Origin of the sequence: Qipengyuania mesophila (assembly GCF_019711655.1) — a bacterium.
GTDB lineage: Bacteria > Pseudomonadota > Alphaproteobacteria > Sphingomonadales > Sphingomonadaceae > Qipengyuania > Qipengyuania mesophila.
In genome coordinates, this window is record NZ_JAIGNU010000001.1 from 126,880 (window position 1) to 140,505 (window position 13,626).

At 64.7% G+C, this 13,626-nt stretch carries 15 protein-coding genes; 6 read left to right on the forward strand and 9 right to left on the reverse strand.

The annotated features are described in order from the left end of the window. Positions 1-113: 113 nt before the first annotated feature. The 3 genes from fabG to K3181_RS00605 are packed head-to-tail and all read right to left on the reverse strand — an operon-like array spanning position 114 to position 2,652. Positions 114-866: a 3-oxoacyl-[acyl-carrier-protein] reductase gene (fabG, locus tag K3181_RS00595; protein ID WP_221599842.1), complete on the reverse strand. Its 753-nt coding sequence runs from the start codon at positions 864-866 to the stop codon at positions 114-116. Next, on the reverse strand, positions 866-1,804 hold the full coding sequence (gene fabD, locus K3181_RS00600; RefSeq protein ID WP_221599844.1) for an ACP S-malonyltransferase: 939 nt from the start codon (positions 1,802-1,804) through the stop codon (positions 866-868). Before fabD ends, fabG begins: the two co-directional genes overlap by 1 nt. Positions 1,805-1,827: 23 nt before the next feature. Continuing rightward, the gene (locus tag K3181_RS00605) at positions 1,828-2,652 is read right to left on the reverse strand and encodes an LD-carboxypeptidase (RefSeq protein ID WP_221599846.1); all 825 of its coding nucleotides are present in this window, start codon (positions 2,650-2,652) and stop codon (positions 1,828-1,830) included. Positions 2,653-2,705: 53 nt separating this feature from the next. Here K3181_RS00605 and K3181_RS00610 point away from each other — a divergent pair, with 53 nt between their 5' ends. Further along, positions 2,706-4,133 (forward strand): glutamate ligase domain-containing protein, encoded by a 1,428-nt coding sequence (locus K3181_RS00610; protein WP_221599849.1) that lies wholly within the window; start codon positions 2,706-2,708, stop codon positions 4,131-4,133. Here the strand turns inward: K3181_RS00610 and K3181_RS00615 are convergent. Both K3181_RS00615 and K3181_RS00620 read right to left on the reverse strand, forming a co-directional pair. Beyond that, positions 4,130-4,768: a glutathione S-transferase family protein gene (locus K3181_RS00615; protein ID WP_221599850.1), complete on the reverse strand. Its 639-nt coding sequence runs from the start codon at positions 4,766-4,768 to the stop codon at positions 4,130-4,132. The genes K3181_RS00610 and K3181_RS00615 overlap by 4 nt on opposite strands. Then, a complete protein-coding gene (locus K3181_RS00620; RefSeq protein ID WP_221599851.1) occupies positions 4,761-5,714 on the reverse strand; it encodes a DUF808 domain-containing protein in 954 nt (317 codons plus the stop codon). Before K3181_RS00620 ends, K3181_RS00615 begins: the two co-directional genes overlap by 8 nt. Before the next feature lie 204 nt (positions 5,715-5,918). On the opposite strand from K3181_RS00620, the gene rpsF reads away from it, so the two are divergent. The 5 genes from rpsF to K3181_RS00645 all read left to right on the forward strand — a co-directional run bounded on the left by rpsF (position 5,919) and on the right by K3181_RS00645 (position 9,516). Next, positions 5,919-6,284 carry a 30S ribosomal protein S6 gene (gene rpsF / locus K3181_RS00625; RefSeq protein ID WP_221599853.1) on the forward strand — a complete coding sequence of 122 codons (366 nt, stop codon included), beginning with the start codon at positions 5,919-5,921 and terminating at the stop codon, positions 6,282-6,284. Further along, on the forward strand, positions 6,284-6,508 hold the full coding sequence (gene rpsR / locus K3181_RS00630; RefSeq protein ID WP_160729637.1) for a 30S ribosomal protein S18: 225 nt from the start codon (positions 6,284-6,286) through the stop codon (positions 6,506-6,508). Before rpsF ends, rpsR begins: the two co-directional genes overlap by 1 nt. A gap of 11 nt (positions 6,509-6,519) precedes the next feature. After that, a complete protein-coding gene (gene rplI / locus K3181_RS00635; RefSeq protein WP_221599855.1) occupies positions 6,520-7,146 on the forward strand; it encodes a 50S ribosomal protein L9 in 627 nt (208 codons plus the stop codon). Between the two features lie 134 nt (positions 7,147-7,280). Next, complete coding sequence (locus K3181_RS00640) at positions 7,281-8,720, forward strand: AMP nucleosidase (protein WP_221599857.1); 1,440 nt, start codon at positions 7,281-7,283, stop codon at positions 8,718-8,720. 25 nt (positions 8,721-8,745) lie between these two features. Then, the gene (locus K3181_RS00645) at positions 8,746-9,516 is read left to right on the forward strand and encodes an SDR family NAD(P)-dependent oxidoreductase (protein ID WP_221599859.1); all 771 of its coding nucleotides are present in this window, start codon (positions 8,746-8,748) and stop codon (positions 9,514-9,516) included. 12 nt (positions 9,517-9,528) lie between these two features. Here K3181_RS00645 and K3181_RS00650 read toward each other — a convergent pair whose 3' ends face one another. From K3181_RS00650 to K3181_RS00665, 4 genes are all read right to left on the reverse strand, one after another. Further along, on the reverse strand, positions 9,529-10,257 hold the full coding sequence (locus K3181_RS00650; protein ID WP_221599861.1) for an SIMPL domain-containing protein: 729 nt from the start codon (positions 10,255-10,257) through the stop codon (positions 9,529-9,531). Continuing rightward, positions 10,257-11,162, reverse strand: a complete 906-nt coding sequence (gene rimK, locus K3181_RS00655) for a 30S ribosomal protein S6--L-glutamate ligase (protein ID WP_221599863.1) — start codon at positions 11,160-11,162, stop codon at positions 10,257-10,259. Before rimK ends, K3181_RS00650 begins: the two co-directional genes overlap by 1 nt. After that, on the reverse strand, positions 11,159-11,623 hold the full coding sequence (locus K3181_RS00660; RefSeq protein ID WP_221599865.1) for an ATP-dependent zinc protease family protein: 465 nt from the start codon (positions 11,621-11,623) through the stop codon (positions 11,159-11,161). The genes rimK and K3181_RS00660 overlap by 4 nt, the downstream gene beginning before the upstream one ends. A gap of 78 nt (positions 11,624-11,701) precedes the next feature. Continuing rightward, positions 11,702-13,561, reverse strand: a complete 1,860-nt coding sequence (locus K3181_RS00665) for a M2 family metallopeptidase (protein ID WP_221599867.1) — start codon at positions 13,559-13,561, stop codon at positions 11,702-11,704. Positions 13,562-13,626: the final 65 nt, after the last annotated feature.

Below are 13,626 nucleotides of genomic sequence, written 5' to 3' on the forward strand. Positions count from 1 at the left end.
CCGGAATCGCCCCCTGAAGCGCCGGAATACGGATTGTCACCCTAGCGGGGCGGCCATGGGGGGCAAGCCGCAAGCGCCCCGCCCCCTATTTCCTTTGGGGAAAACTGGGAAAATCAGCCCATCATCGCCATGCCGCCGTTCACGTGCAGCGTCTGGCCGGTGACATAGGCGGCCTCGTCGCTGGCGAGATAGGCCACGGCGGCGCCGATCTCGTCGCCCTCGCCCATACGCCCCATCGGGATACGCGCGTTGATCGCGGATTTCTGGTCGTCGGTCAGCGCATCGGTCATCGCGGTGCGGATGAAGCCCGGGGCGACGCAGTTGACGGTGATGTTGCGGCTGGCGAGCTCCTGCGCGAGGCTCTTGGACATGGCGGTGAGGCCGCCCTTGGCCGCGGTGTAGTTCATCTGGCCCGGATTGCCCGTGTGGCCGACCACGCTGGTGATCGAGATGATGCGCCCGCCCTTGGCCTTCATCATCGGCCGTGCGCTGGCGCGCATCAGGCGGAAGCTCGCCTCGAGATTGATGCGGATGACATCGTCCCATTCCTCGTCCTTCATCCGCATCGCGAGATTGTCGCGCGTGATGCCGGCATTGTTGACGAGGATGTCGATGCGCCCGAGCGTGTCGACCGTAGCCGGGATCAGTTCCTCGACCTGCGTGGTGTTCGACAGGTCGCAGGTGATCTCGACGTGGTCGTGACCGAATTCGTCGTTGAGCTGCTCGCGAAAGGCGCGCAGCTTGGCCGCGTTCGAGCCCGACAGTGCGAGCCGCGCGCCCTGCTTCGCCAGCGCATAGGCGATCGACGAACCGATCCCGCCACTGGCACCGGTCACGAGGGCGGTCTTGCCTTCGAGGCTGAACATCACGCGTTCTCCTTCGCGAAATTCTCGAGATCTTCCATGGTGACCAGGCTCACGGTGGTCGCCTCCTTGACGATGCGGCCGACCATCGGGCCGAGCACCTTGCCACCCAGTTCGACGAAGCGCTCGATCCCCGCCTCGTTCATGGCGAGCACGCTTTCGCGCCAACGGACGCGGCCGGTGACCTGGTCGACCAGCAGCGCCTGTTCCTCTGCCGGGTCGGTGACGCGCGCGGCGGTGACATTGGCATAGAGCGGGATGGTGGAGGCCTGCGGGGGCGTATCGGCGAGCGCGTTCTTCATGCGCAGTGCCGCCGGGCCCATCAGCGAGCAGTGGAAGGGCGCCGAGACGGGCAGCTTGATGCCGCGCTTGATACCGTGGTCCTTGGCCATTTCGATCGCGCGGTCGATCGCCTCGGCATGGCCCGAGATCACCACCTGCGTCGGATCGTTGTCATTGGCGACCTCGCAGACCTGGCCCTGCGCGGCGGCCTCGGCCAGCGCGGTCGCCTTGTCGATATCGGCGCCGAGCAGCGCGGCCATCGCGCCGACGCCGATCGGGACGGCGTCCTGCATCGCGATGCCGCGCAGGCGCAGCAGCTTTGCGGCATCGGTCAGCGAGAACGCACCCGCGGCGCACAGCGCGCTGTATTCGCCGAGCGAGTGCCCCGCGACGCATTGCGCCGCGTCGGCCAGTGCGACGCCGAATTCCTTCTCGAGCACATGCGCGGTGGCAACCGAATTGGCCATGATTGCGGGCTGCGCGTTCGAGGTCAGCGTCAGTTCGCTCTCGGGTCCACCCTTCATCAGCGCCGAAAGGTTCTGCTTCAGCGCCTCGTCGACCTCCTGGAAGACCTCGCGGGCGTGCGCGCTGGCCTCGGCGAGCTCGACGCCCATGCCGACCTTCTGGCTGCCCTGGCCGGGAAAGATGAATGCAGTCATGAATATCTCCTCAGACGGCGCGCCTAGGCGCGTGGGCCGCGCGCCTCAAGTCCGAATGGGACAATCCTGTTGGCAGCGTCGTGGCCGATATCCGCGCGACCGAGGTAGGGAATGCCGCTACGGCCGCACCAGTCCTGCGCGATCGCAACTTCGTCACTGCCGAAGGGACGGTCGTTTTCCGGCACATCGCCGATCCGGCCGAGACGCAGGCCGGCAATGCCCCGCAGATGCTGCGTCACGTGGAAGAACAGCCGGTCGACGGCGTAGAGATGCTCGGCCACTTCCTCGACCATGACGACATGGCCAGTGAGGTCGGGCGCTAGTTCGGTGCCCACCAGCATGGCCAGAGTAGTCAGGTTGAAGGCGACGGCGGGACGATCGTCGAGATGCGGTTCGAGCCCCGCCTCGCCACCTTTGAGCCAGCCGAGCGCGCGCTCGATCGTTTCCACGCCGCCATCGCGCTTGATGTCCCCCGCCAGCGGGCCATGCGCCACGCGCCCGATGCCGTGTTTGTAGAGCGCGGCGAGCAGGAATCCGGTGTCCGAATAACCGAGGTAGGACTTGGCGCGCGCCGCATCGTTCATCTGCGCCACCGCCTCCGCGGCAATGCGATTCGATCCGTAACCGCCCATCGCGAACCACACCGCGTCGACGCTCGAATCGTTGGCGCATTCGAGCAGGGCGGCGAGCCGCACATCGTCACTGCCGGCGAAATGCCCCTCGTGGACGAAGCACTGTTCGTGGAACTGGAGCGAAACATCGTCGCGCCCCGCCACCAGCGCCTCGACCATGTCGGCTCGTTCGCGCTTCACCGGTTTTCCGGGGGCGCAGATCGCAATTCTGACCATGCGCCCTGCTAGCGCGCTTGTATCGCGCGGCACAACTCAATAGCTGCACGCGCATGAGCGATATGCCCACCCCTGACGAATTGTTCGCCCGCCCGTTCTTCTTCTGCGGTATCGGCGGGTCGGGAATGCTGCCGCTGGCGCAGATCCTCCAGGGACGCGACTGCACGGTCGAAGGATCCGATCGCAGCAACGACCAGGGCCGCACGCCCGAGAAGTTTGCCGCGCTCGAGCGGCAGGGCTTCGCGCTCCATCCGCAGGACGGCAGCGGAATCGTCTCGGGTGAGCAGATCCTCGTCGCCAGCGCCGCGATCGAGGACAGTGTGCCCGAGGTCCAGCGCGCCAAGGAACTCGATTGCCTGCGGCTGACGCGGGCGGAGCTCAACTCGATCCTCTTCAACACCAGCGGCGCGGGCCTCGCGGTGGCGGGGACCAGCGGCAAGTCGACGGTGACCGGCATGCTCGGCTGGATTCTCCACGCCTGCGGGCGCGAGCCGACGATCATGAACGGCGCGGTGATGAAGAACTTCGTCTCGCCGGAGCGCCCCTTCGCCAGCGCGGTGGTCGGCGGGCAGAGCCTCTATGCCAGCGAAGTCGACGAGAGCGACGGTTCGATCGCGCTCTATCGTCCTGCGGTGGGCGTCCTGCTCAACGTCAGCCTCGATCACATGGGCATGGACGAATTGCGCCGGCTGTTTGGCGATTATCTGTCGCGCAGCCGTATCTCGGTCATCAATGCCGACGACGCAGAGGCACTGGCGCTGCTCCCGCAGGCGAAGGAGGTCATCACCTTCGGCATCGAGCAGGAGAAGGCGCAGATCGGCGTGGTGCCCGGCTCGATCGCCGAAGGGCCGATGCGCCAGGCGGCGCTGGTGATCGACCGCCACGACGGCAGCGAACATGCGTTGACGCTGCGGATGCCCGGGCGCCACAATCTCTCCAACGCGCTGGCCGCCATCGCGGGCGCGGCGGCGGCGGGCATTCCGGTGGCCAAAGCGGTTGAGGCACTTGCGGGCTTCGAAGGTCTCGCGCGGCGTTTCGACGTGATCGGCACCAGCGTATCCGCCATCACGGTGATCGACGACTTTGGCCACAATCCCGAGAAATGCGCTGCCACGCTACGCACGCTGCGCGCGCATCCGGGGCGCGTACTCGCCTTCTTCCAGCCGCATGGCTACGGCCCCCTGCGCCAGATGGGCGACGAGCTCGCCGAGACCTTCGCGAACGAGCTGGAGGACGGCGATCGCGTCATCCTGTGCGACCCGGTCTATTTCGGCGGCACGGTCGATCGCAGCGAGGGCAGCGAGCGCATCGTGCGGCTGATCGAACAGGCCGGGGGCCATGCCGAATACATCCCCACGCGCAAGGCGGTGGGCGACCGGCTGGTCAATGTCGCGCGGCCCGGCGACCGCATCGTCATCATGGGCGCGCGCGACGATACGCTGAGCAGCTTCGCGCGCGACCTGTTCGACAGGCTGTCCTAGAGCGCGGCCGGGCCTGCGGACTCGCGCTCCACCGCGCGCCGGTATCCCTCGCGCGCAACCAACCTCTCGCGGTAGTCCCGGAGCACCTGCGGGACGCCCTCGTCGAGCCCCACTTTGCCCGCCAAGATGAGCGCATAGCCGCAGCAGATGTCGGCCACGGTGAAGCGGTCGGCGCAGAGGAACTCGCGGCCGTCCAGCCGCTGTTCGAGCTTCACCAGCCGTTTCCAGAACCATTTGGCATAGGCCTCGCCCGCCTCGCTCCAGCCCTTGTCCTTCTCGAACAGCGCGAAGCGCATGAACACCGTCTGCGGGAAGGTGATCGTCGCATCGGCGTGATAGGTGAAATCGAGATAGGCCGGGTAATCACCTTCCTCCGGCGCCACCACCAGCGACGCATCGCTGCTCTTCGTCGCAAGGTAATGCGCGATGGCGCAGCTTTCGGTCATCCGCGTCTCGCCCTCGACCAGCAGGGGTACGGTACCAAGCGGGTTGAGTTCGAGATATTCGGGCGCCTGGTAACGCGGCGGGAACGGCAGGAGTTCGAGCGCGATGTCGACGCCACCCTCCGCCGCCGCCCAGGTGGCGCGCAGCCCGCGCGACCCGGCGCAGGTGTAGAGGGTCGGGCGATCAGCCATCGTGCGTGTTGCCCAGTTTAAGCACCTTGTGGATCAGGAGGACGAGGACGGCCCCCAGGACAAGCCCGAGGAGCGCCGAGCTGGCGGCATAGCTGAGCCAGCCGAGCACACCCGAGAGTGCACCGGTCGCAGTTTCGACGGCATGCTGGATCCCGTGCGCCAGATCGGCCGGAGCGTGAACTCCGAGCTGTTCTAGGCTGTGCAGGATGATGCCGCCGCCGACCCACAGCATGGCCACGGTACCGACCGCGGAGAGTACGGTGAGCACGTGCGGCATGGCATGGACCAGCCCTGTCCCGGTCTTGCGCGCCAGCGCCGAGTCCTTCTCGGCCAGATGGAGGCCGATGTCGTCCATCTTCACGATCAGCGCGACCGCGCCATAAACGACGAAGGTTATGCCGATGCCGACAGCCGCGAGCGCTGCCGCACGAACCCAGAACTGGTCCGAGACCTCTGCGATCTCGTTGAGCGAAATCGCCATGATCTCGGCCGAGAGAATGAGGTCGGTACGGATCGCGCCGCTGACGCGTTCCTTCTCGAACTTTGCCGGGTCCTCGATCGGATCTTCCAGAGTCTCGCCATGGTGCTCGCCGCCGAGTTTCTCGAGGATCTTCTCAGCCCCTTCGTACGACAGATAGGCACCACCCAGCATCAGCAGGAAGACGATCGCCGCAGGAAAGACCCAGCTCAGCACCAGCGCGCCGGGCAGCAGGATCAGCAGTTTGTTGCGGAGCGACCCCTTGGTGATGCCCCAGATGATCGGCAGCTCGCGCGCCGGGGTGATGCCAGTGACGTATTTCGGCGTCACCGCCGCATCGTCGATCACCACGCCCGCCGCCTTGCTGCCGGCTCGCCCCGCGGCTATCGACACGTCGTCGACCGACGCAGCGGCGGCCTTGGCGATCACCGAGACGTCGTCGAGCAGGGCTACAAGTCCACCGGGCACGCACATACTCCTTCGTTTCAGTCGCAATGTGCCCCTGCCCGCCTCGTTCCCCGCTGCCAAGCCCAGAACGCGGCTTGCATTATGTGCCAATCCCGCTATGTGCGCGCATCCCTCGGCTCCGCCCAAGGGATTCGAAGAAAGCCGGAGGGGCCCCGCAATCCCGCGGATCAGCCAGCGATCGGCCCGAAGTGAAAGGAAGACCACATGGCTCTTTACGAGCACGTGTTCCTTGCGCGCCAGGATCTGAGTCAGGCTCAGGTCGATGCATTGGCAGCGCAGGCTACCGAAATCGTCGAGAACAACGAAGGCAAGGTCACCAAGACGGAGACCTGGGGCCTCAAGAATCTCGCCTACAAGATCGACCGCAACCGCAAGGCGCATTTCGTGATGCTCAACATCGAGGGCCCCGGCGCCGTCGTGGCCGAGCTCGAGCGCCAGACCCGCATCAACGAAGACGTCATCCGTTACATGACCATCCGTGTCGACGAGCACGAAGATGGCCCGAGCGTCATGATGCGCAAGAACGAGCGCGATGCGAAGAAGCGCCGCGACCGCGAGGAGCGTAACTGATGGCCCGTCCGTTTTTCCGCCGCCGCAAGTCCTGCCCGTTCTCGGGCAAGAACGCCCCCAAGATCGACTACAAGGACGTCCGCCTCCTTCAGGGCTTCATGTCCGAACGTGGCAAGATCGTCCCCAGCCGCATCACCGCCGTCAGCGCCAAGAAGCAGCGTGAACTGGCCAAGGCCATCAAGCGCTCGCGTCACATCGGCCTGCTGCCGTACATCGTGAAGTAAGGAGAAAATCCATGGATATCATTCTCCTTCAGAGGATCGAAAAGCTCGGCTCGATCGGTGACGTGGTCACCGTGAAGGACGGTTATGCCCGCAACTTCCTGCTTCCGCAGAAGAAGGCCCTGCGCGCCAACGAAGCCAACAAGAAGGTCTTCGAAGCGAACCGCGACCGCCTGGAAAAGGAAAACGCGGAACGCCGCAGCGATGCCGAGAAGGCCGGCGAAAAGGTCCAGGGCGTCGAAATCGTCCTGATCCGCGCTTCGTCGAACACCGGCCAGCTCTATGGTTCGGTCAATGTCCGCGACATCGCCGCCTCGCTCGCCGAGAAGGGTCACGACATCGACAAGAAGCAGGTCATCATGGGTGACCCGATCAAGACGATCGGCATGCATGAAGTCCGCATCGACCTTCACCCCGAAGTCTCGGTCACGATCAAGGCCAACGTCGCCCGTTCGGACGACGAAGCCGAGCTCCAGAGCCAGGGCATCGATGTGATGGCGCAGATGTTCGAAGACGAACAGCGCGAGATCGAGGAACAGGCCGAAGCCAACCGCATCGACCCGACGCTCGAGCCCGGCGAAATTCCCGCCGACCTGCTCGAAGACGCGGCCGAAGCGAACGAAGAGACCGCCGAGGGCTGATCTTCGTACGGCAATGAACCATGAAAAGGGCGCGGCGGCTTCGGTCACCGCGCCCTTTTTGTAAGAAGCGTCGGCGCATCCTATGTGGGGTGCCGACACAGTACCGAAAACAATAAGAGGCAGGAGAAACGCCCATGGATTCGATCGACCAGACTCTCGACCGGCTCGAGAAAATGTATGACGCTGCCGTCGAACGGCTGCGCGAGGATGTCATTGCCTTCGGCCGCGAGCGCACATTGCCCGCGCCCGAACGCCGCAGCGACGGCAGCTATGCCTATCCCGAACTGCGACTGCGCTTTCGCGGCGGCGACCAGCCCGAGGACCGCAACCGCGCCTTCGGCCGGCTCAACGCGCCGGGGCTCTATGCCACCACGGTCACGCGCCCCGCGCTGTTCCGCGACTATCTGCGCGAGCAGCTCGAACTGATCGAGGAGAATTACGAAGTCGAGATGGAAGTCGGCTCCTCGCGGCAGGAAATCCCCTTCCCCTATGTCCTCGACGGCGAGGCCGGGGCCGAGCTTGTCGGGGTCGATCCCAACCTCATCGCGCGGCACTTTCCCTCGACCGAGCTGGCCGATATCGGCGACGAACTGGCCGACGGCATCGTGCTCGAAAATGCCGAGGACCCGATCCCGCTGTCGCTGTTCGACGGGCTGCGCACCGATTTCAGCCTCGCGCGGCTGGCGCATTACACCGGCACCAGCACCGAGCACTTCCAGCGCTTCATCCTGTTCACCAACTACCACCGCTATGTCGACGAATTCGTCGACTGGGCGGGCGAACAGCTGGGCGCGAACGGCTATACCGCGCTCGCCGGTGCGGGCGGCCTGATGCTGACCGAGAAGACCGACAATGCCCGCGCGCAACTGTCGGACACAGCCTGGCGGCGGCACCAGATGCCCGCCTACCACCTCGTCGGCCCCAACCGCGAAGGGATCACGCTGGTCAATATCGGCGTCGGTCCGTCCAACGCCAAGACGATCTGCGACCACCTCGCCGTGCTGCGGCCCGAGGCGTGGCTGATGATCGGCCACTGCGGCGGCCTGCGCCCGAGCCAGAAGATCGGCGACTACGTGCTCGCGCACGCCTATCTGCGCGACGACCATGTGCTCGACCCGGTGCTCCCGCCCGAAATCCCCCTCCCCGCCATCGCCGAAGTGCAGCAGGCGCTCGCCGGTGCGGCCGAGGAAGTATCGGGCGAACACGGCGCGGACCTCAAGAAGCGCATGCGCACCGGCACCGTCGTCACCACCGACGACCGCAACTGGGAGCTGCGCTACACCAGCTCGGCGCATCGCATGAGCCTCAGCCGCGCGGTGGGCGTCGATATGGAAAGCGCCACCATCGCCGGCCAGGGCTATCGCTTCCGCGTCCCCTACGGCACGCTGCTGTGCGTTTCGGACAAGCCGCTCCACGGCGAGATCAAGCTGCCGGGCCAGGCCAATGCCTTCTACGAGGAAGCGATCGCCGCGCACCTCCAGATCGGCGTGACCGCCTGCAAGCGGCTGCGCGAGGAAGGCCCGCGGCTCCACAGCCGCAAACTGCGCGCTTTCAACGAACCGCCGTTTAGGTAATCTCGCTCCCGCAAGGGAGAGAGACATGACCGATATGCCCAACCGCTCGCGCTCGATCGCGGGGCGCATAGCCATCGTCACCGGGGCGGCGAGCGGTATGGGGCGGGCGACCGCCCTGCTGTTCGCGGCCGAGGGCGCGAGGGTGGCGGTGACCGATCTCGACCTGGTGGCCTGCGAGGAGGTGGCGCGCGAATGCGGGGGGGACGCCCGCGCTTATGCGCTCGACGTGGCGGATGGCGATACGATCGCGCGCGTCGTCGCGCAGATCGCCGCGGATTTCGGCGGGATCGACATCCTCGTCAACAATGCCGGCGTGTCGAGTTTCTGCGCGCTCGACGAGGATGCCTATGAGGAAATCTGGCACCGCGCGCTCGCGGTGATGCTCACCGCGCAGCAGCGCATGGTGCGCGCCGCACTGCCGCATCTGCGCGAGAGCGACGCCGCGCGGATCGTCAATATCGCCAGCACCGAGGGACTGGGCGCGACGCCCGGCGACACGCCCTATGTCGCGGCCAAGACCGGCGTGACCGGGCTGACGCGCGGGCTTGCGGTCGATCTCGGACCCGAAGGCATTACCTGCAACTGCATCTGTCCCGGCCCGATCCGTACCGCGATGACCGAGGCGGTGCCCGACGAGCACAAGGTGATCTTCGCCAAGCGCCGCACCGCGCTCAAGCGCTACGGCGACCCCGAGGAGGTGGCGCACATGACGCTGTCGCTGGTACTGCCCGCGGCGAGCTACATCACCGGAGCGGTGATCCCGGTCGACGGCGGACTCATGGCGCGGAATGCGTAGGTGCCGCAACTCCTAAAGTGGTACGAGAGCGTACTCCACCGAGTATTTGGCCTCGACTTCAATCAGGCCCGGCTCGATCGGAACGGCCGATCTCGCCATCCGACTTCCAGTAACGACAATATATCTACCCCCACCCGTAAAACTCACCTTGCTATCTGAAACCAGCAAAGTGCGGGCAATTCTCATTCCCAACGCTTCGGCTGTCGCCTCCGCTTGGTCACGCGCCTCTTCCAAGGCTTTGCGCTCTGCTTGGCGTGTCGCACGCAGTTTCGATCGTTCGGTAAGGCCGAAATCGGGTGTGTCTGCGGTATTTCCACCTGCCTCGAACAAAACTGTGATGAGATCACCTAGATTTTCGAGATCGGAAGTTGTGATAGTTAGCGTATTCGTCGCGCGCCAACCGATTATGCGATCGACTTCTTCGTCCTCAGCATACTCAGGCTCTACCGAAAGGTCGTTCGTTTGCACGTCCTTACCCGCAATCCCAGCTGCTCGGATAGCTTCTACCAGACTACCGGATTTCCGATTGTTTTCGGACAGAGCATCCAAGGCTGTCGCACCGGTCGTGCTCACACCGACGGAAATCTTGGCCATCTCCGGCGCGACACTCAATGTGCCTTCGCCGCTCACACGCAGGATCGTTTCGTTGGCTGAAACGACCGGAGCTGGATCCGCGGACTGAGCGAACGAAGGTGACGCAAGCAATGTGAGAGCAAGCGCTGCAATGATTTTCCCGCGCATCAGCCCTTTCCCTTGGTCTTGGTCTTGCCGTCGCGCGCGTTCTTTTCGATGTAGTCGATGATCATCCCGGCGATATCCTTGCCGGTGGCGTTCTCGATACCTTCGAGACCGGGCGAGGAATTGACCTCCATGATCACCGGGCCGTGATTGCTGCGCAGCATGTCGACGCCGCAGACGTTGAGGCCCATGCGCTTGGCCGCGCGCACCGCGGTGCTGCGTTCCTCTGGCGTGATCTTGATCAGCTGCGCGCTGCCGCCGCGGTGGAGGTTGCTGCGGAAATCATCGGGCGCACCGGTGCGCTTCATCGCCGCGACGACCTTGCCGCCGACCACCAGCGCGCGGATGTCGGTGCCGCCGGCTTCCTTGATGAATTCCTGCACCAGGATGTTGACGTTGGCGCCGCGGAAGGCCTCGATCACCGACTTGGCGCTGCTCATCGTCTCCGCGAGCACAACGCCGATGCCCTGCGTGCCTTCGAGCAGCTTGATCACCACCGGCGGCCCCTTGACCGCCTTGATGATCTCCTCGGCCTGCTTGGGATCGTTGGCATAGGCGGTCAGCGGTAGGCCGAGCCCGTGCTTGGCGAGGATCTGCATGCTCCTGAGCTTGTCGCGGCTGCGGCCGATGGCGACGCTTTCGTTCAATGGCCAGCAGCCGCGCATTTCGAACTGGCGCAGGATCGCGAGGCCGTAATTGGTGATCGAAGCGCCGATACGCGGGATCACCGCGTCATATCCGACGCAGGGCTCGCCATTGTAGTAGACCTCGGGTCGATGGCTCGCGATGTGGACCGTGCAGCGCGTCGTGTTGAGAATGTCGAAATGGTGCCCGCGCGCTTCCGCCGCCTCCTTAAGGCGTTGGTGCGAATAGAGATTGGCGTTGCGCGCCAGCATCGCGATTTTCATGATGTGTGACCTTTTTCAACGTCGCGTCCCGGGCTCTGGAGCCAGGAATGACCCGAGTCGACGACGAACCGGCGCCTTAGCGCAGATCGCCCGATCAGCATCGGGAATTTCATGTCGCTCCGGTCGGCCAGGCTGACCTCGGCGCGAAATGTGACATTGCCGATACGCAGCGGCGTCTTGACGATCATCCGGCACTGGGTCTCGCCGTTCGAACTGGTTATCCCGCGCCAGTCGATATGCACCGCCTCGCACACCTGGCGCACGTGCTGGCGTTCGAAATCGACCGCAAAGCGGACATAGCGTTCGCCATCGCGTTCGAACTGCTCGAGGATCGTCGCATGGAGCGAGGAGGTGCGTGCCCCCGTATCGATCTTGGCCGGCAGCGCATGCAGGCCGAGATCGGGAAGGTGAACCAGCTCGCGCCAGCCCACGACCTCCAGCTTGGTCTTCTTTTCTCCCATGATGCAAGCTGTTAGCGGCTCGGCACCCGGGTTGGCAATGCGGGGCGGCGGCCGATGCCACCGCCCCGGCCATGCCGCTTACCAGCCCTGCGGCTGGCCCTTGTTCTGCTCGTCGAGCCAGGCCTTGAGCGGAGCGAAATATTCAACCATCGCCTTGCCGCTCATCTGACGCTCACCGGTGAAGGCTTCCAGCGCGTCGGGCCAGGGCTTGCTGGCCCCCATTTCGAGCATGGCGTTGAGCTTCTTGCCTACCTCCTCGTTGCCGTAGAACGAACAGCGGTGCAGCGGGCCCTCCCAGCCGGCCTGGTCGCAGGCAGCCTTGAAGAACTGGAACTGCAGAATCCGCGCGAGGAAATAGCGGGTGTAGGGCACGTTGCCCGGGATGTGGTACTTGGCACCCGCGTCGAAGCCGGTCTCGTCGCGCGCGACCGGCGGAACGATGCCCTGGTACTGCAGGCGTAGGTCGTTCCATCCCTGGTTGAGCTCGTCCGCCGGGATCGAACCGTCGAACAGACCCCAGCGATAGCGATCGACCATCAGGCCGAAGGGCAGGAAGGCGACCTTGTCCATCGCCTGGCGCAGCAGCAGGCCGATGTCCTTGTCGGCGCTCGGCACGTCCTTCTTCTCGAGCATGTCGATCTGGACGAGATATTCGGGCGTGATCGACAGTGCCACCATGTCGCCGATGGCTTCGTGGAAGCCGTCGTTGGCGCCGTTCAGATGCAGGTAGTCCTGCGTGTTGTAGGCGCGCTGGTAGTAGTTGTGGCCCAGCTCGTGGTGGATGGTGATGAAGTCGTCCGCATTCTTCTTGATGCACATCTTGATGCGCAGATCGTCGACATTGTCGACGTCCCAAGCGCTGGCGTGGCACACCACTTCCCGGTCGGCAGGCTTGGTGAACTGGCTCCGTTCCCAGAAGGTACCCGGCAGCGGCTCGAAACCGAGCGAGGAGAAGAACTGCTCGCCCGTCTTGACCATCTGGATCTCGTCGAGCCCTTTCTTCTCGATGAGATCGGTCAGGTCATAGCCGATGTCGCCGGCGCCGGCGGGAGCCACCAGCGGATAGATATTGCCCCATTCCTGAGCCCACATGTTGCCCAGCAGGTCGGCGCGGATCGGCCCGGTGGCAGGCTGAACCTCGGCACCGTATTTTTCGTTAAGTTTCGAACGGACATAGGTGTGCAGCGCCATGTAGAGCGGCTTCACTTCCTGCCACATGCGCTCGGTCTCTGCGGCGAAGGCATCGGGGTCCATGTCGTAGTTCGAACGCCACATGGCGCCCAGATCGGCGAAGCCCAGCTCCTTCGAACCGTCGTTGGCGATGGCGATCATGCGCAGGTAGTCGTCACGCATCGGCGCGCCGACATTGTCGTGCCAGCTGGTCCACATCTCGGCCAGCTCTGCAGGCGTGCGATCGAGATTGCCCATTTCGGCCTCGATGTCGCTACCGCTGATCTCCTTGCCGTTCAGGGTGCCCTTGCCCTTGCCGTACTGGCTGTTGAGGCTGGTCGCGATCTCGTTGAGTTCGGTCGCCGCACCGTCGCGCACCGGGGCGGGCATGACGATGCCGTTGCGCAGGATGTCGAGCTTGCGTGCGACTTCGGGGTCGAGCCCCTTCACCTGCGCATATTTCGCCGCCTCATTGGCGTAGCGGACCGACATCTCGGTCGCTTCGGCCCCGTATTTCGCGGCCAGCGCGTCGGTGTCATCGGTGATATAGGTCGCGTTGACCCACGAGATACGGGCGTATTCGACGCCGAAATCGCCCATTTCCTTCTCGACCATCGCGACCCAGTCGGCCGCGCCCTGCGGGGTCAGCGGATGTGCCATCGCGTCATGGTCCATCTGGGCGTGGTCCATGCCTTCGTGATGGTTGGCGAGCGCCGGTGTGGCGAGCGAGATGGCGAGCGCGGAAAGCGCGACGGAAGCGAGTTTCATGATTGTCCTCTCAGGAGTGAATTCTGCGATGTGGTTTCACGTGCTACCGGATTGCACCTGCAGCG